This window comes from Streptomyces sp. NBC_00887, from assembly GCF_045207585.1.
This window is the reverse complement of record NZ_CP108788.1, coordinates 177,315-194,223: the sequence shown is the minus strand read 5'-3', so window position 1 is coordinate 194,223 and position 16,909 is coordinate 177,315. Positions and strand designations below refer to the sequence as shown.

The 16,909-nt window shown below is 66.0% G+C and carries 13 protein-coding genes and 3 pseudogenes; 8 read left to right on the top strand and 8 right to left on the bottom strand.

Going from position 1 to position 16,909, the window contains the following annotated elements; all coding sequences use genetic code 11:
- Positions 1-66 precede the first annotated feature (66 nt).
- Both msrA and OG844_RS00950 read right to left on the bottom strand, forming a co-directional pair.
- Positions 67-582 (bottom strand): peptide-methionine (S)-S-oxide reductase MsrA, encoded by a 516-nt coding sequence (gene msrA / locus OG844_RS00955; protein ID WP_406387433.1) that lies wholly within the window; start codon positions 580-582, stop codon positions 67-69.
- A 496-nt stretch (positions 583-1,078) separates the two neighbouring features.
- A complete protein-coding gene (locus OG844_RS00950; protein ID WP_406387431.1) occupies positions 1,079-1,978 on the bottom strand; it encodes a hypothetical protein in 900 nt (299 codons plus the stop codon).
- A 310-nt stretch (positions 1,979-2,288) separates the two neighbouring features.
- Between OG844_RS00950 and OG844_RS00945 the strand changes: the two genes are divergently transcribed.
- The 3 genes from OG844_RS00945 (at position 2,289) to OG844_RS00935 (ending at position 5,740) form a co-directional block, all read left to right on the top strand.
- On the top strand, positions 2,289-2,744 hold the full coding sequence (locus OG844_RS00945) for a MarR family winged helix-turn-helix transcriptional regulator (RefSeq protein WP_406387429.1): 456 nt from the start codon (positions 2,289-2,291) through the stop codon (positions 2,742-2,744).
- A 790-nt stretch (positions 2,745-3,534) separates the two neighbouring features.
- Complete coding sequence (locus OG844_RS00940; protein WP_406387427.1) at positions 3,535-4,008, top strand: VOC family protein; 474 nt, start codon at positions 3,535-3,537, stop codon at positions 4,006-4,008.
- Positions 4,009-4,723: 715 nt separating this feature from the next.
- Positions 4,724-5,740: an IS481 family transposase gene (locus tag OG844_RS00935; RefSeq protein WP_406387425.1), complete on the top strand. Its 1,017-nt coding sequence runs from the start codon at positions 4,724-4,726 to the stop codon at positions 5,738-5,740.
- Here the strand turns inward: OG844_RS00935 and OG844_RS00930 are convergent.
- The 3 genes and pseudogenes from OG844_RS00930 to OG844_RS00920 all read right to left on the bottom strand — a co-directional run.
- Positions 5,703-6,128 (bottom strand): annotated as a pseudogene (locus tag OG844_RS00930) (helix-turn-helix domain-containing protein); the annotation flags it as partial. The gene OG844_RS00935 and the pseudogene OG844_RS00930 sit on opposite strands and share 38 nt — an antisense overlap.
- Positions 6,129-6,697: 569 nt before the next feature.
- Positions 6,698-7,468 carry an SDR family NAD(P)-dependent oxidoreductase gene (locus OG844_RS00925; protein WP_406387423.1) on the bottom strand — a complete coding sequence of 257 codons (771 nt, stop codon included), beginning with the start codon at positions 7,466-7,468 and terminating at the stop codon, positions 6,698-6,700.
- 264 nt (positions 7,469-7,732) lie between these two features.
- A complete protein-coding gene (locus OG844_RS00920) occupies positions 7,733-8,125 on the bottom strand; it encodes a hypothetical protein (protein ID WP_406387421.1) in 393 nt (130 codons plus the stop codon).
- Between the two features lie 705 nt (positions 8,126-8,830).
- On the opposite strand from OG844_RS00920, the gene OG844_RS00915 reads away from it, so the two are divergent.
- From OG844_RS00915 to OG844_RS00900, 4 genes and pseudogenes are all read left to right on the top strand, one after another.
- The gene (locus OG844_RS00915; protein ID WP_406387419.1) at positions 8,831-10,015 is read left to right on the top strand and encodes a CE1758 family FMN-dependent luciferase-like monooxygenase; all 1,185 of its coding nucleotides are present in this window, start codon (positions 8,831-8,833) and stop codon (positions 10,013-10,015) included.
- A complete protein-coding gene (locus tag OG844_RS00910; protein ID WP_406395948.1) occupies positions 10,015-10,506 on the top strand; it encodes a MarR family winged helix-turn-helix transcriptional regulator in 492 nt (163 codons plus the stop codon). The genes OG844_RS00915 and OG844_RS00910 overlap by 1 nt, the downstream gene beginning before the upstream one ends.
- Positions 10,503-11,231: a CE1759 family FMN reductase gene (locus tag OG844_RS00905; RefSeq protein WP_406387417.1), complete on the top strand. Its 729-nt coding sequence runs from the start codon at positions 10,503-10,505 to the stop codon at positions 11,229-11,231. Before OG844_RS00910 ends, OG844_RS00905 begins: the two co-directional genes overlap by 4 nt.
- 688 nt (positions 11,232-11,919) lie before the next feature.
- Positions 11,920-12,758 (top strand): annotated as a pseudogene (locus OG844_RS00900) (IS5 family transposase).
- Here the strand turns inward: OG844_RS00900 and OG844_RS00895 are convergent.
- From OG844_RS00895 to OG844_RS00885, 3 genes and pseudogenes are all read right to left on the bottom strand, one after another.
- Positions 12,753-13,106, bottom strand: coding sequence for a hypothetical protein (locus OG844_RS00895; RefSeq protein ID WP_406387415.1), 354 nt, complete (start codon positions 13,104-13,106; stop codon positions 12,753-12,755). The pseudogene OG844_RS00900 and the gene OG844_RS00895 overlap by 6 nt on opposite strands.
- 145 nt (positions 13,107-13,251) lie before the next feature.
- Positions 13,252-13,659: pseudogene (locus tag OG844_RS00890) on the bottom strand (transposase); the annotation flags it as partial.
- A gap of 77 nt (positions 13,660-13,736) precedes the next feature.
- A complete protein-coding gene (locus tag OG844_RS00885; protein WP_406387413.1) occupies positions 13,737-14,321 on the bottom strand; it encodes a GPP34 family phosphoprotein in 585 nt (194 codons plus the stop codon).
- Between the two features lie 1,150 nt (positions 14,322-15,471).
- On the opposite strand from OG844_RS00885, the gene OG844_RS00880 reads away from it, so the two are divergent.
- On the top strand, positions 15,472-16,602 hold the full coding sequence (locus OG844_RS00880) for a hypothetical protein (protein ID WP_406387410.1): 1,131 nt from the start codon (positions 15,472-15,474) through the stop codon (positions 16,600-16,602).
- Positions 16,603-16,909: the final 307 nt, after the last annotated feature.

Sequence of the window (16,909 nt, the reverse complement as noted above, 5' to 3'; positions counted from 1 at the left end):
TGAGGCCGCCCCACCCAATTTCGGTGAGGCGGCCTCAGCCGTGAACGAGAACGAGAACGAGGGCAATTACGCCTCAGCCCTCTTGGGCAGCCGCCAGTTCGGACGCGGGAAGTGGCAGGTGTAGCCCTCCGGGTAGCGCTCGAGGTAGTCCTGATGCTCCGATTCGGCTTCCCAGAACTCATCGGCCGGCACGACTTCCGTCACGACCTTTCCCGGCCACAAACCGGATGCGTCGACATCGGCAATCGTCTCTTGGGCGATGCGCCGCTGCTCATCGTCCAGGTAGAAGACCGCAGAACGGTAGCTAGCACCGATGTCGTTGCCCTGCCGGTGCTTCGTGGTGGGGTCATGGATCTGGAAGAAGTACTCGAGGATGATGCGGTAGTCGGTGGCGGCGGGGTCGAAGACGATCTCGATCGACTCCGCGTGACTGCCGTGGTCGCGATAGGTCGGGTACAGCGGTGTGCCGCCACCGCTGTACCCGACTCGGGTGCTCAGGACGCCCGGAAGCTTCCGGATCAACTCCTGCATGCCCCAGAAGCAACCGCCGGCCAGCCAGGCCTTCTGCTCGGTCTCACTCATGATCTGGATCATTTCCTTCCTGTAGTGGACTTCGGGCACGGACAGCAGCCGTTTGGCCCGGGGACGGACGAGTGCCGGGGCGCCGCGTGCACGAAAGGTCTGCAGCTCCGTCGCCCCGGCAGGGTCCGTGGTGGATGAGGTGGGGGGCCGGCCCCGCACGAGTGGCGCGTACACGTGCTGGTCAGCCGGACCTTCGCTCATCGGCGGACGCACGGACTGCGCTGAGGAAGCAGGTCGCCCAGACCGCGGCGAACAACTGCTCGGGGGCGGGTTCTGTACCGGCACCGCCGAGCTCCTTCGGCAGCGCCGGCCAGGTATCCAGCAGACCGTCGTCCGCCCGGGCGCGGCCGCCGTTTCGGCCCTCACCGGTGACTAGATGGTCGCAACCCAAACGTCACCTGTCAAGGAAGTGATGGATGCTGGTGGAGGCTCGACCGAAACCCGCTGCTCATGCCGGGTTGTCTCCGGCGGAACAGCGGGTTCGGTGAGATGGGAGTCAGCCAGCAGTTGCTCGGCGGCGCGCCAGGCGGGGGCGCAGGGCCAGTACGCCCCCGGCGACTATCGCCCACAGGGCCAGTGTGATCGCGGGGGTGACGAGGTGGGAACCGCCGTAGTAACTCAGGTCGGCGATTGCGCGGACGGCGGCGCCCGGTGGCAGAAGCGCCGAGATCGCCCTGGCTCCGGCGGGCAGCAGATCGGCCCCGATGACGGCGCCACTGGTGGCATTGCCGACGGTCAGCAGTACCAGGGTGGTGATCGGCAGCCCGATCGGCCCCAGGAGGGTTCCCAGGAGCGTGGTGGTGAATGCAGCCGACGCGGCCAGCAGGGCCAGGATGAGCATGAGGGGGATGAGTGGCGCAGGGGCGGCGCCCAGGACTGGGCCGACGAGAATCGCCCCCACGATACCGATGGCGACGGAGGCGCCGGTCAGCAGAAGCAGCCGGTGGCGCAGACGCATGACGCCAGCCAGGCCCAGAACGTTCGAACCCAAAACGAAGCCGGCCAGCGACACGCCGAACGCCACGTAGAAGCCCGCCAAGCCGCGAGCATCGTGCTTCGCGAGCGGGATGACGTCCTCGGCGGCGACGTGCATTCCAGCGCCATGGGCATAGGCGTTGACGAGATCGCTTACAGCCGAAGTGGTGGATGTGCCGGCGGCCCCGGCAAACTTCAGGCTCAGGTGATCAGGAGTCTCGGCGCTGAGCACCGCCACGACGTCGTGGTGTTCCAATGCGTGGCGTGCCGTAGTGGCGTCTGCGGCGGGGTGGACCTCTATGGCACTACCCAGGGCCTCCTGGACCTCCCCCGGCAGGCTGGGTCCGGTGACGGCGATCGGCACCTGGTGCGGCTGTGGGTCGCGCTGAAGGCCGACGTAGCAGGCGATGAAGGCTGCCACGACGATCAGGGAGATCAGAGTCGGCTGGAGCCACATTCTTGTGGGCGGCCGACGAGCCCCCTGGCTCAGCTTCGGGGTTTGTCCTGCTGGGGGAGGGGGTGTCTGCTCGCGCTCGGCGGGCGATCCGGTCGCGGTAGCCATAGTGGGCCCTTGGGTTTGTGGGTGAGGGGCGGAGTGAGGGAGTGGGGAGGCCTCACAGAGATAAGAGCATATGCTCCTATCTTGAGGATGGCAAGAAACGTCCCCTGCCCTGGGTGGCCGGCGATTAGGCGCATGTACTCTTAGTTGGATCTGGGATCTGGAGGAGACCATGCCCCCTACGGAGGCGACGGATACCGTCGACGCGTGCAACAGCCTCGCCCTGCGTAAGGCGGCTCGGTATCTGAGCGCCGCCTACGACAAGGCTCTCGCCCCGACAGGCCTGCGAACGACGCAGTTCAGCATCCTCCGGCACCTGAGCGGCCGCGAGGCGATAACGATCACTGCCCTCGCGGACATGATTGCCATGGACCGCACCACCCTGGCCACCAACCTCAAACCGCTGGCCCGAGAGAACCTGGTCACCGTCGAAACCTCCTCGACCGACCGCCGTGCCCGTGTCGTCTCCATTACCCCGGACGGCCAGAGCCGCATGGAGGCCGCTCTTCCCTATTGGTGCACTGTGCAGGCTCAGTTCGAAGAGAACTTCGGAGTGGATCGGGCCGCCCGGCTCCGCGCCACTCTCGAGGATGTCCTCGAGGCAGGCTTCGACCCCTGGGCCGAGTAGGAGGCGGATCGCCGGAGGGTCTCGTGAGGCTCCCCTCCAGTCGGGCCCGCACCTCGATGGCCCGGTAGCTGCCCAGCAGCGGCCCGCCCCCCTCAACTTTCAGGCGCCGGTGCTTCAGTGATCCCCGCGAGTCAAGGCATGTGTCGGAGCGCTGCGCCGCTTTGGGGGAGTGCAGTCCGATCCAGGAAGCGGTGCCGTCTGCTGACTGCCTTGGTCGGCGGGCGGGCTGTGCTGTGCCGAATGACCGCTACTGCCTCCCTTGCGCCAGGGGCGCGGCGCCCTGTGGGGGTGCTGGTGCGAGGCAAAATTGCGCGGTTTCGGACCGTCGGCATGTGTCAGTGATGCGAGGCACCTAAGGGCTTCACCGGCGTTGCCTGTCGTGGTTGGCCGCTTCGTGGTGCTGCTCGTCGCCGCGAAGGCGCCGACTCCGTGGGCGCTGTAGTGGCAGTGTTTGGCCCGATGGTTCTGCTGCCACGTTCCGGCGGGGTCGTGGCGCTCATTTCGGAGGTGTGCCCGCTTCGAAATCGTCTTGGGGGAGTCGAGGCTTGAGCGGGTGGGCTGCGGGATGACTCTTCCCGGCATTCGGACTGATCGAGCTGTGGCTTGCTGCGGCATTCTCATGCTCTGAGCTGGGGAAGCGCTTGTTTGCGGGTCTATGAGTGTCCGAGGTGAATCCAACTCGAGACGTCACCGCCTTGACAGGTGACGAACGATATTGCACGCTCGTCACCAGTTGAACCGGTGACGATTCTCGTCTCGGGCACTTCACTCACAGAAAGTGAACAAACCCATGAACCTGAAGCTCGAACTCATCGTCTTGCCCGTATCCGATGTCGACCGCGCCAAGGACTTCTACGAGAAGGCAGGATTCCGCCTGGACATCGACGCCGCCCCCATCCTGGAGTGGCGCGCGGTACACCTCACACCCCCCGGATCCGAGACATCGATCATCTTCGGTAAGGGCATCACTTCCGCCGAGCCTGGCTCCACGCAGGGCCTCTATCTCATAGTCACCGACATTGCGGAAGCCCGCCAGGAGCTCCTGGACCGAGGCATCGAAGTGAGTGAGGTGTTCCACGACGCTCGAGGCCGGCTCTTCCACAACCACACCGGCGGAACGATCACACACGACCTCCCCGGACAGGAGCGGATCGTGGGCCGTAACCCCGAGGGCGACTCCTACGCTTCCTACGCCACCTTCAGCGACCCCGACGGCAACGGCTGGGTCCTTCAGGAGGTCACCGAGCGTTTCCCCGGCCGCTGACACCGTGGCAACGGACGCCAACCGAGCCTGAGGACCGCGAGGCGCCGACGCCACCTTGCAACTCGCGGTCCCCGGCTCGTAGAGGCTCCCAGTGCTTGGGGGCATCGCCCGAGTATGGCGGCGCAGCGGCTCGGCTGGCCGTTCGGAGAGAGGCGTTGGCGCCACGCCGCATAGGTCCGCTGGCACGGACAAGCGCGAGAGCTGGTTACGTGAGTCGGCAGGTCCGTCCGAACGCCGGCTCAGGTCCGACCGGAACGTGGCAAAGCAGAGTGGCTTGTTCGGCGCGGGTTTCAGCACTTAGACCGTGTCCTACATGGTCTCAGAGCCACGGGCCTGCCGAGCATCACGTGGTACAAGAACGGCTGCACCTTCTGCTCAACGCCAGACATCCAGACGTTGTTGCAGGTGGAGCAGACGCATTTGACAGTGGCGGTGGCGAACAGTTCGGGGATCTGCCGGTACTCACCTTGCTTGGTGCGGATGGTGCGGGTGCCACCTGCCTCCACGAACTTCTCAGGGGCCTGGCGCCGCAGCCACTGCGGCAGCACGTGCTCACGGCTGCCCGCCCTCCCCCCCCGCAGAACACGCACGTGTTGGCCATTTCGACTCCCACCTGTGTATTGATCACGAGCGTTGTTGACACGGGGGTCTTGATCAAAGGCGAAGACCTCCGGTGTGGTGGAGCTGTCTAGGACTGCACCACACGGAGGTCTTCGTGTCCCACCGTAATGTCCGGCTGACTGTTCATGGCCGGCGGCTGTTGATCCAACGTGTCTGTTCCGGCCGTCCGGTCGCTCATGTGGCCGCAGAGATGGGAATCTCGCGGGCGACCGCCCACAAGTGGGTGCGACGGTGGCAGGCCGAGGGCGACCCGGGGCTGTTCGACCGCTCGAGCCGACCGCGCACGACCCCGCACCGCACGGCCCCTGGAACGGAAGCAGCTGTCTGCGATCTGCGGAAGGACCGCAAGCTCGGCCCGGCCCGGATCGGCCCGATTCTCGGTCTGCCCGCCTCCACGGTGCACCGGATCCTGACCCGTCACGGCCTGAACCGTCTGGCCTGGCTGGACCGGCCGACCGGCGAGCCGATACGCCGCTACGAACGCAGCGGTCCCGGCGAGCTGGTGCACGTCGACATCAAGAAGCTCGGCAACATCCCTGACGGCGGGGGCTGGCGCACGGTCGGCAGAACAACCGGCAACCAGAACCGGCAGAACACCACTGACCTGCGCAAGAGCTGCAAACCGGTGATCGGCTACAGCTACATCCACTCCGCCGTCGACGACCACTCCCGCCTCGCCTACAGCGAGGTCCTGGCCGACGAACGCCAGCACACCGCGATCGGGTTCTGGCAGCGGGCTCACGCGTTCTTCACGGGACACGGCGTCACTGTCGAATGGGTTCTGACCGACAACGGCTCCTGCTACAAGTCCAAACTCTTCACCCAGGCCCTAACCGCGGATGGCATCGCCCACAAGCGCATCCGCCCCTACCGGCCACAGACCAACGGCAAGGTCGAACGCTTCAACCGCACCCTCCAGGAGGAGTGGGCCTACCTGCGGCCCTACACCTCCAACGACGAGCGCACCGCTGCCCTGGCAGACTTCCTCCACAGTTACAACCACCACCGCTGCCACACCGCACTCGATGGCAAGCCACCGATCAGCCGTGTCAACAACGCTGAGGGTCAATACACAGGTAGAGGCCCACGACGTCGCGGACCTTGTCGATGAAGAACGGGTCCGTGGACAGCTTGAACGTCTCGGACCGGTGCGGGGCGAGTGCGAACGCCCGCCAGATCCGGGAGATCGCCGACTGCGACATGCCGGTGGCGGCAGCCATCGATCTGGTCGACCAATGGGTGGCGTTCTTCGGCCGCTCCTCGAGTGTCTTGACGATGACCCGCTCGACGTCAGCGTCACTGATCTTCCTCGGTGCACCCGGCCGCGGTTCGTCGGACAGGCCGTCCAGGCCCCGTTCGATGAACCGCCGCCGCCAGGTTCGGACCCTGTCCGCGGCCAGGGCCTGGGCCGTCGAACGCCGACGTACCCACCCCTCCAGCACAGCCCGTTGGGCATCGGTCACCGACAACGGCGGAATCTTCGGACCCGGACGACTCATACCCAATTGCACCGCTACCGCTCCCGCGACATCGCGCTCGACGGCTGGCTCGTGACATTGCCGGGCCGCCTTGGCGGAGTACTGCCGCTGCCCGATCCGAAACATCCCCTCGTCCTCGTCCCGGCAGGCGAGCCTGGCTGCCCGGAGACCACCCGCCTCATGGTGGCGCTCGCCAACCTGTTGGGTCGTTACGACCGGCTGCACCTGGCCGCCCACCAGCTCGCCTCGTGCCACGCTGACCGCACAATCCGGGCTGGAGGAACTCATCAGCGCGTGCGGTGAGCAGCGATCTGCAGATCGCTGGCTCAGGCATCACAGGCCACTCCCCCGTGTCTTGCTGAGCGCGGCGACGATCAGGTCAGCGGCGGCCGCCCCCGAACGGTCACAGACGAGAACCGCCGCAGTGGGGAAGCCCCTTGTGGACAAGCCCGAACCGAATGCCAGCTTGTTGCCGGATGGCATGGACGTCCTCGTCAAGAGGTGCGGATGCTCCCGGAGCCTTGCCTGGTAGCGCTCGCACTGCTCTGGGACCCGCGATGTCCGCTCTTCAAAGGGCAGGGTCCCAGTCCTCAGGTGAAGTTGGCCCCGCCGTCGACGAGGAAGGACTGGCCGTTGATGTAGAAACTGTCGTCGGAGAACAAGAACGCCACAGGGCCGGCTAGATCGTCCGGGACGCCCAGCCTTGTTGACCTTACCGAGGCGAGCGTCTCCTCGCGGAACTGCTCGGTGGTCGCTGCGAGGGATGCCTTGCTGAGGATGACGCCGGGCGAGATGAGGTTGCATCGGACACCGTGCTTGCCGCCGACGGTTGCAGTGTGGCGGGTGAGCCCTACCAGACCGCTCTTGGCAGTCTGGTAGGAGACGGCTACGTCCTTGCCCATCCACACCACGCTGGACATGGTGTTCACGATCGATCCGGTGCCCTGCTCCATCATGATCGGCAAGGCGTGGCGGATGCCGTACATGTAGCCGCTGAGAGTGACGTCAATGGTGTGCTGCCAGATGTCGAGCGGGACTGAGGTGACGTCGGTGTCCCTGCTCATGGTTCGTGCGGAGAGGTCGGCAGCCACGTTGAACAGGCCGTGCAGGCCTCCGAAGCGATCTACCGTGAACTCGATCAATTCCTTGTACGACGTCTCGTCGGTGATGTCGAACGCCTTCGCCACCGCGCTTCCTCCGGCGGCCGTGATCTCGTCGGCGACGGCCTTGGCGTTGGCTTCGTTGAGATCGGCAGTCACGACGTGCATGCCTTCCCTGGCCAGACGGATCGCTGTTGCGGCGCCGATGTTTCCCTCTGCGGCGCCCGCGATGAGGGCTACCTTCCCGCGCAGTCCTTGCATGGTCTTCTCTCTTTCGTCCAACGGCGACAGCCGCCGTCCAGGAAGGGGGCGGCTGTCGAGGTAGGGGGTGGTCTATGTCGACGTGCCCCTCCGCTTGGGGGCGAGTTCACGCGACAGCGTCATGGCGCCGGAGGCCTCGCGCTCGGCCCGCCCCTGGTTTCCAGAGGCCGGGCCGGGCGAGGTGGCGACCCGGCCAGCGAGACGCCACCCGTTTGGCTGGCCGTGGCTTCGACAGCGTCAGCGGGAAAGCGGGAGGCGGGCCGTCTACAGGTGGATGAAGAACTTCTGCTCGTTGGTGAGTTCGGCGATGCGGCCGTCCGGGGCGAAGACGAACCTGTCCGCCCCGCCGGAGACGGACAGCGAGCCGTCGGACTGGCGGAGGACGAACACGTAGGGCATTTCGATGGAGTTCCCGCTGAGCTCGTTCACGTTCCAGAGGTGCTTGAAGCGAGGCCCGGACTCGAAGAAGAAGCGGTACATCGCTGCGAGTTCCGCACGCCCTGTCATCTTCTTCTCAGGGGCACTGACGTGCAGGAGAGTCGTCTGCACATCCTCGGTGAACATTCCCATGAGCTCCTCGAAGGCCAGCGGATCCTGCGGCGCCAGGTCGCAAAGCTCCATGTACCGGTTTCCGACGTCGGTGAGGGACCATCCCATTTCACTTCTCCAACTTGATCGAATATTTGCTGCGTCAAGCAAATACGTTAGTTGAAGATTGGACATCAGGCAATCGGGTGGCCGCCCCCACGCAGTGGGCGGTCCCGGTGGGGGGTGGCAGCAGGACCTGCCCGCCTTGCCGCGGCGCCGGTGCGGCCAACAGGTGCGGAGTTGGCTGATCGCGGCGCTGGCGCGGGTCTCGCGTGCTGGGATCAGTGCGCGGCGCGGAGTCCAAAGACGCCCGCGGGCAAAGCGGTGCCCTCTTCGACGGGCAGCGGGATCTTAATTACCCAGAGCGTTCCGACTATGACTCCACGTACGCGACTCATCCGATCGGCAAGGAAGGCACCGCGGCCTAGTAGCCCTCGAACAGGGTCGCAGTTGCCGTACGTCCGCGTCGGGCCAGTCGACGATGTCACCTCCGAAGCTGAAGTCCGGGCCCTCGGTGCGTATCAGGACGGCTCGGCGCTGCCGCGGCCGATTGCGTCGAGTGCCTCGGTGAGCGCGGTGGCCATTTATGAATCGATGCGGTTCTGTAGCGGGTTGGTCGGTACCAGCGTGGTGAGGCCGTCATTTTCGTATGCGCTATGACCGGGATCACGGCGCCGCCGGACAGGTCCCGGGAATGCTTGCTCCGTCAAGCTGTTTCGATACATGCGAAGTCATGTATCAGTGCAGTCATGTAACCAGTTGAAGGAGTGCGACATGCAATTCGGTATCTTCGGGGTCGGTGACATCTCTCCCGACCCGACGGGTTACACCCAGAGCGAGGCGGAGCGGATCAGTAACCTGATCAAGCTCGCCCAGCGGGCCGACGAGGTCGGCCTCGACGTCTTCGCGCTGGGTGAGCATCACAACCCCCCGTTCGTGATGTCCTCGCCGCCGGCTCTGCTCGGGCACATCGCGGCACTGACGGAGCGGATCATCCTGAGCACAGCCGTGACCCTGATCACGACCAACGACCCGGTGAAGCTCGCCGAGGACTATGCGATGGTCCAGCATGTCGCCAAGGGGCGGCTGGACCTAATGCTCGGACGCGGGAACACCGTCCCGGTCTACCCGTGGTTCGGCAAGGACATCCGCCAGGGGGTCGCACTCTCCCTGGAGAACTACAACCTGCTCCACCGATTGTGGCGCGAGGACGTAGTCGACTGGGAAGGACAGTTCCGCACCCCGCTGCAGGGCTTCACCTCCACCCCGCGCCCGCTGGACGACGTCCCGCCCTTCGTGTGGCACGGCTCGATCCGTACCCCTGAGACCGCGGAGCAGGCGGCGTACTACGGCAACGGGTTCTTCGCCAACCACATCCTCGCCCCGAACTTCCACTTCAAGCCGCTCGTCGACCTCTACCGGCGGCGGTTCGAGCATTACGGACACGGAACCGCCGACCAGGCCTTCGTCGGGCTCGGCGGCCAAGGGTTCATCGCCAAGCGCTCCCAGGACGCAATCAACACCTACCGGCCCTACTTCGAGGGATACCCGATGTTCCGCGGCTCGAGACTGGAGGACTACATGGCTGGCACGCCGCTGACGGTGGGCAGCCCGCAACAGGTCATCGAGAAGGTGCTCACCTTCCAGGAGGGATTCGGTGACTACCAGCGCCAACTCTTCTCCGTCGACGCGCTCGCCCTTCCGCTCGACATGGCGCTGGAACAGGTCGAACTGCTGGGCACCGAGGTGGTCCCGGTATTGCGCCGGGAGATGCAGGCGCGCCGCAAGCCCGGCGTCCCGGACGCACCGACGCACGCTGCGCTGGTCAAGGCGAAGTACGGGGACGCCGAACCGCGCCAGCTGCGACCGAACCCCAACCGGGGCGACAACCTCTCGGGTACCTCGCCCTACCAGGACAGTGCCTCAGGAAATGCGGCTCGCTTCCCGGTCGACTCGTGATGACGGACACCAGGGGCTTGATGAGGTTGGCGAACGAGGCATGGGAAGCGCTGTTCAGAGCACAGGCGACTCTAGCGCGAGAGTTCGAGCACTGCGGCGATTGGGGCGTCTTCCCGCCCCGGGAGTACGGCGTGCTCTACGCCCTTGTCGGCGCCGAGGACGGTTTGCGCATCACCGATCTGATCGACGACGTCCTGTTGACTCAGGCCGGAGTCTCTCGGCTGGTGGCGCGTCTGGAGAAGCGCGGCCTTGTCGAGCGGCTCCCGGATCCCGACGACGGCCGTGCCTGCCGCGTTGTCCTGACCGGCGAGGGACGCGATGTTCAGCGGCGACTCGGTCGCGCACACGCGCGACACGTCGCGACGGCGATGACTCGCGCGCTCACCGCGTCACAACTGACAACGCTGCGCGACCTCGGGAAGGCGCTTGCCGCCGCAGCCCCGCCGGCAACCTCGCAGCACACGGAGCCAGACCCAAGGAACATCGCATGAACAATGTGCCCACCGCCCCCCAACAAATCGCCATCACGGTCGTGAATGCCGGGGTGAGTGATCCGTCCTCGACCCGGCTGTTGTCCGACCGGATCGCCCAGAAGAGCATCGACGCACTGCGTGAGATCGGCATTGCCGCGACCGTGCGCTCGATCGATCTGGGACCTCTCGCCGTTGAGATCGCACGGTCGATCGTCTCGGGGATACCTGATGCGAAGGTGAAGGACGCCATCGCACAGCTCGCCGAGTCGGACGCGATCATCGCCGCAACTCCGGTCTACAAGGCAGGAATCAGCGGCCTGTTCAAGTCGTTTGCCGACCTGATCGACAACGACCTGCTCATCGCCAAACCGGTCATCCTCGCCGCTACCGGCGGCTCGGCCAGGCACAGCATGGTCGTCGACGACCATCTCCGACCGCTGTTCGCGTTCCTACGGACGATCCCGATGCCGACCTCCCTCTACGCCGTACCGGAGGACTGGGGCTCGACCGATCTCGGCAAGCGCATCGTCCGCGCGGCCGGTGAACTCGCGGCCGTCCTCCACAGCGGCGCCGCCCGCGACATCGCCGACGGCAATTGGGCGGGCTACCAGCACACGTTCGGCGGCAACGCCACCCGCGCCGAACGCAGCGTCGAGGACGTCGACTTCGACACCGATCTCATGCGCCTGGCCACCGGTGGAACCGCACACCCCCCTGCCGGTGACCGGGCGGAAGCACGCTGACGTACCTGCCCCGGCATGGGGACCAGCGGGGCGGGATCGAGCCGGTGAGCGCGCGACGGTGGTGGTCATAGGGTGCGGGCAGTCGGGGCTCTCGGCCGGCTACCACCTGAAGCGGCGCGGCTTCACCAGCGCACTGACAGGCACGGACGGCCCGGACAGCAACCGGACCTTCGTGGTGATCGATGCAGAGCCGGCAGCCGGTGGGGCGTGGCGGCACTGATGGGAGTCGCTGCGACAAGCACCACCGCAACGGGCTCTGCCGAAACGCTGCAGCAGAGCCCGCGCTCTCGAGGACCGTACGGCCTGCTTCCTGTGCAGCACCGTGCTGATTAAAACCGTGCCCTGTCCTTGCGACTTGGGCCGCACCTGCTCCTCCGGCTCGATCACTCGGTCCGAGACGGTGGGAATGCCGATCTCGGTGCTGAGCTGCCTGCCTCCAGGAAGTAGTAAGACCGTGTCCTACATGGTCTTAAAGAGCGTTATATCCTGTCCGGGGTGTTTGGCGGTCTTCTGGGTAGCAGGTCGGGCTGGGACTGCTGAAGCCAGGGTTGCTATCCGTGACGTGAGGGGCGGCTGACGCCATTGCCGGGCACGTTTCCGCCCGTTCGCTCCTGTCTGATCCCAAGGCGCCCCCACTCGCTCCCGTTTGCGCCTGTGGCGGGATGCCGCTCGGCGGAACTATCGAAACATGTCTCGACAGCGGCCGTATCCGAGTGACCTGTCCGATGCCCGATGGGAACTGCTCGAGTCCATTGTGTCGGCCTGGCGGACCGAGCGGCGAGGGAAGGGCCTGGATATCGGGCGGCCGCCCGAGCGCGACCTGCGCCGGATCATGGACGCGGTGTTGTATGTGGACCGGACCGGGATCCCCTGGCGCTACCTTCCCCACGACTTCGCTCCGTGGGAAACCGTCTACGGATACTTCGCCGCCTGGCAGAAGGACGGCGTGTTCGACCAGCTCAACGGCCTGCTCCGCCGACTTGTCCGGGAGGCCGCAGGCCGGGACGCCGAACCGAGCGCATGCGTCCTGGACGCCCAGAGCATCAAGACGTCCGCCAACGTCCCGGCCACCGGCCAGGGCATCGACGCGGGCAAGAAGATCGCGGGCCGCAAGCGCCGTATCGGCGTCGACACCCTCGGCCTCCTCCTCGCGGTCTGGGTCACCGCGGCCAGCGTTCCGACAACGCCGGCGGTATCCATCTGCTCTCGCGCATCGCCAAGGCCCACCCCGGAATCACCAAGGCATGGGCCGACAGCGGTTATCGAACCAAGGCCATCGACCACGGCGCCACCCTCGGCATCGACGTCGAGGTCACCCGCCGTGACCCGGGACAGAAGGGCTTCAAGGACATTCCGCGGCGCTGGGTCGTCGAGCGGACGTTCGGCTGGCTTATGAATCACCGCCGCCTCGCCCGCGACTACGAAACCCACCCGCACCGCTCCGAAGCGATGATCCGCCTCGCGATGATCGACCTGATGAGCCGCAGGCTCACACGAGAGTCGACTCCGAACTGGAAGGACTCATAGCCGCCGGGCCACACTGACCCGCGCTTCCTCGCCCCTCATAGCCTGCGGCCAGCGGTCATCAATGACACCCGCCGCTTCCCGGCAAGCGCCACAGGCGTTCCCTCGCTGCGGCAGCCACCCGTAATCAGACGGCGACATGCCGGCTTGCCGGACTCCGCACAGCGTCCTGTCGAAGATGCCAAAGGCGTGCGAAACGTCGAGGGGAAGGCCGTCCGCGACCACCCTTTCCCAGCGCATCTCCACAGGCAAATACGGCGGCCGCGCGACCTCGAACCACTCGCCGCCCACATGGGTGGCGGCATGGCACCAGGAACAGGACCAGATCTCCTCGTCCCACACAGTCGGCATCGCCGGCCACCGCCACATCGCCCGTCCACACACATCGCACTCCACAAGCGGATCTTCACACGCCTCCGGGCGTGACCCCAATCCGCCGACATGGCGACTTACCAAACACCCCGGACGGGATAAAACGCTCTTTTAAGACCGTGTCCTATGTGGTGAGGCGGGTGAGTCGTTTGTAGCAGCAGAGGGCGGCGGCGAGGCCGAGAAAGGCCAGGTAGTTGCGGGGGTGGCGTTCGTAGCGGTGGTTGAGTCGGCGGTATCTGGTGAGCCAGGACATGGTGCGTTCGATGACCCATCGTCGGCGCCCTAACCGTTCGCTGGATTCGATGCCCTTGCGTGCGATGCGTACGCCGATGTGTTTGCCCCAGAGCCATTTCCGCAGGTGGGGGACGTCGTATGCCTTGTCGGCGTGGAGCCGCTGGGGCTTGAAGTAGCGGCCGCGGTGGGGGTCGTGTCTCGTTTGGTGGCCCTCGATCATGGGCTTCAGCGCGAGGCTGTCGTGGGTGTTGGCCGCGGAGAGGCAGACGAGGAGGGGCAGCCCGTTCGCGTCCTCAAGTTTGCACAGCCAAGGACCCGGAGGCAGCAACCTGCTTTCATCGAGGCGGGCTCCAAGCCGAGCGGGTCCTGTGGGTGTCACTCCAAAAGGCCCCAGCCGTCATCGAACTTCCCCTGTCGGTGGTGTTCTTCCCTCTGCGCGGACTTCAGCCGTACCAGTGTGCCGCCAAGAGCGGACAACACCGTTGCTACTGAACTGTCCACTACGTTCGCAGAGCTGGGCCGGTCGTCGCGCTTTATCCCAACAGCCTCAGCGAGAGCAACAAGGACGTGATCAGCGGCAGCCCAGCGCTCAGCTGCTTCCCGGCGAGCTGGTGAGTCGATCAAGGTGAACTCGCGGCGCCTGAAACGATGCCCAGCAGGCCGTTGCCAGGCGGCCAGCTTGTCGGTTTCAAGAGCCTCGGTGTATGACCGTGCCAGAGCGCGATCTCTGCGCCACAGCCAGTCACCTATCAATTCGTACGGCTCCGTCAACTGCAGCGTCGCGGCAGCCTGCTCCAAGAAGTGCTCTGCAGGTACCCCATGCGGACCTGGCACGATGTGACGGCTCTCCAAGCCCACAACCCGGACCTTGAGCAGGTCGATCAGCTCAGCGGCGGCAAGCACCAGCGACAGATCTTCCTGATCCACAGGAGTGCTCGTCGGCACGTCCATAGTGACCATCAATAGGTCCCGGGGTGTAGCCATAAGGTCTTCACGTCCCAGCCGACATTGATGTGCCGCTCGGTAAGAGATTTTGCCGCCAGGCGCGACATGGGCTACCGAAGCGCCGCCCACCCGATCCTGCGCCCAGCTGCTCCTGCCAGCTTACGGAGTGCCGACCGCGACTGCATTCCGTGCTGGGGGCGCCTGCGCTGCGGCTACACAGTCTGCCCGGCAATCGATGACAGGCACGGCGGCGCAGATTTCGGCGCTTAGCGCTGTGGCCCCCAGAGCTGGATGGGAGCGGCCCCGGAAGCCACAGCGTGCTGAGCTCTCCCAGCCAGGCATGGTGCCGAGAGCGCAGCTGTTGTCACCTTCCCCCGTGGAGCGGGCCTCAGGGCGCAGGCGCGCGATATCAGTGAACGACTCGCAGGAGACGGTTCTGACCGACATGGTCGACGGCATTTCTATGCGTGTCGCAACCAGGGCGCGCCCGACGGATCCTGAATCGATTGGTTGGACGAAGACGGCACGCTGTGCGCCGAAAGACAGCGGTGGCGCGACGCTGGTTACCCCCAGACAAGGCGTGGTCGTGGCAGAGAAGGAACCCGCTTCGGAGAAAACGGAGTTGCGGATCATCGATGCACTGGAGGCAGACGAGGACGGCGGCGAGAAGCCGTCGGCTCAGGGAGGCTGTCGGCGACGCACGCCGACGGTCTTGGCTACCCCCGACGGGCCCTGCAAACCATGCGCTTCGAACCCGACCTTTCAGACCGTGCGCCACGCTGACGTCGCTAGCCTGATCGGCGGGCCTGGGGCCCATCGCCCTGTCGCGGGGAGTCTGGGATCAGGGGATCCAGGGCAACACGAGGCCAACCGACCCAACAACGCCCCCACGTTGCACAGACACCAGACCTTCAGGGGCACCGTTGGCGGCACGACCGTTACGCCAACCTCGGCTTCAACTACCGGCTCGTCAGTGCAACGGGGCCATACCAGATTGGCCTCTCGCAGATGCGCGTCTCCAGCCCGCCCACGTTCGGCCGCGCGAGCAGCCCGGGCGGATTTGAGCTGCGGGTGACGCGACACTCGAGCCCGGGACCGGAGGCGTCGGGAGGCGGTCGCAGCCCGGCGCTGAGGTACGGCAGCCACCCCGTGTGATGATGTGATCATGACGTGGCTGAGGGACTGCGGGAGGCGGCCGGTCAGGCTCGTGGCGGCGGCAAGTGCGGTGCTGGCACTGACCGCCTGCAACGGCTCCGACGATGAGCGCTCTGGCAGTCGCGAGGCGGAGTACAAACGCGTCATCGAGGACCCTCACCCGGGTCCAGCCGACGTCATTGAGGCAGCCGGCGCACCCAGTGGCGTGATCCGCGCAGACGACGGCTCGCTGCTCCTGACTTATTACATCAGCAACGTCGAGGACGACGAAGGACCGGCCGCCTCCGCCTGGCGCATCGTGGACCCCGACGGCCGCACGGTCACCGAGCACGCGGAACACACGGACGCGGAGGCGGGGCAGGCCGCGTTCAAGGGAATACGCGATGGCTTCCTACAGGTGCCGCCCGGGGTGGGAGCGAGGGAAGGATCAGTCCTCGACGTACACGGCAAGCGGCGCAAGGTCGTCGTCACGGAAGCCGCGTTGCGCACCCGCCCCGGCGACATCCTGCTCGTCGCGCCGGAGCCGATCCTCATTTACCGCCCCGCCACGCGCACCGTGGCGCCACCGGCCGGAGTCTGGGAAAACGCCATCCGGCTCGCCGTCGACGAGCGGGGCACGGCCTGGAGCCTGGACCAGCCCGTCGCCGAAGAACCCTTCAGCGTCGTATGGCAGCGCGGCGGTCGCATGCTCGGCCGCACGGTTGTGCCGAAGCCGTACTGGGGAGGCGCCCTCACTGCGCGGGGTGGCACTGCAGCGTTGTCCCTCACCCAGGGCCACAGCACGCGCGGCCTGTTGGTGACGACGGACGGCGGCGGGCACTGGAAGACAGTGCTCGATGGTGGAATCCCCTTCAGCGCCCTGAAGCGTGGCCCGGAATGGCTCGTCATGCAGGTGTTTACGGACGGACGGCTGCTCGTCGGCGAGGAGGGTGGCCGGTACTGGGTCGCCGATGACCGCACCAACAGCCGCTTCCACGAGCTGAAGACGCCGGCGAAATTCACGTCGCTCACCGTCGACGGCACCACGCTCTACGGCATCGCGGATGCGACGACGGCGACATACGACCTGGTGAAGGGCGAGGGTCTGTGGATCTCTCGCGATGCCGGACGCGAGTGGCGACGCTACCAGCAGCGCGGATAGCGGAGGAACGAGTGTGTGGACGTATCCGCCACAACGGTCCACCGGTGTCCGGAGCTGGAGTCCTACCTCTTGGAGCACCATCCCTGGGACAGCCCGGAGGTGTGCCGGCCAGCCCAAAGCCCTTACAGCAGATGCCGGTTTGGTGCCGTCGCGGTGTCGGCGGGAGATCCGGTGCGCTTCCCGGGTGCCCTAATCGTCGCCGTCGCCTTGGTGTCGCTCACGCAGACAGATTCCGGCACGCATTCCGGCCCGATACCAGCAGAGCCGGTGTAAACACGGTCACACTGCCGTACCTCAGCTGGGGTCG

What these genes read in the sequence shown, in the direction of transcription:
- OG844_RS00910 (WP_406395948.1), top strand. Translation starts at nt 10,015, where the DNA reads ATGACGGACACCAGGGGCTTGATGAGGTTGGCGAACGAGGCATGGGAA.
- OG844_RS00945 (WP_406387429.1), top strand. Translation starts at nt 2,289, where the DNA reads ATGCCCCCTACGGAGGCGACGGATACCGTCGACGCGTGCAACAGCCTC.
- OG844_RS00925 (WP_406387423.1), bottom strand. Translation starts at nt 7,468, where the DNA reads ATGCAAGGACTGCGCGGGAAGGTAGCCCTCATCGCGGGCGCCGCAGAG.
- OG844_RS00920 (WP_406387421.1), bottom strand. Translation starts at nt 8,125, where the DNA reads ATGGGATGGTCCCTCACCGACGTCGGAAACCGGTACATGGAGCTTTGC.
- OG844_RS00895 (WP_406387415.1), bottom strand. Translation starts at nt 13,106, where the DNA reads ATGCCGACTGTGTGGGACGAGGAGATCTGGTCCTGTTCCTGGTGCCAT.
- OG844_RS00880 (WP_406387410.1), top strand. Translation starts at nt 15,472, where the DNA reads ATGACGTGGCTGAGGGACTGCGGGAGGCGGCCGGTCAGGCTCGTGGCG.
- OG844_RS00940 (WP_406387427.1), top strand. Translation starts at nt 3,535, where the DNA reads ATGAACCTGAAGCTCGAACTCATCGTCTTGCCCGTATCCGATGTCGAC.
- msrA (WP_406387433.1), bottom strand. Translation starts at nt 582, where the DNA reads ATGAGTGAGACCGAGCAGAAGGCCTGGCTGGCCGGCGGTTGCTTCTGG.
- OG844_RS00905 (WP_406387417.1), top strand. Translation starts at nt 10,503, where the DNA reads ATGAACAATGTGCCCACCGCCCCCCAACAAATCGCCATCACGGTCGTG.
- OG844_RS00885 (WP_406387413.1), bottom strand. Translation starts at nt 14,321, where the DNA reads ATGGTCACTATGGACGTGCCGACGAGCACTCCTGTGGATCAGGAAGAT.
- OG844_RS00915 (WP_406387419.1), top strand. Translation starts at nt 8,831, where the DNA reads ATGCAATTCGGTATCTTCGGGGTCGGTGACATCTCTCCCGACCCGACG.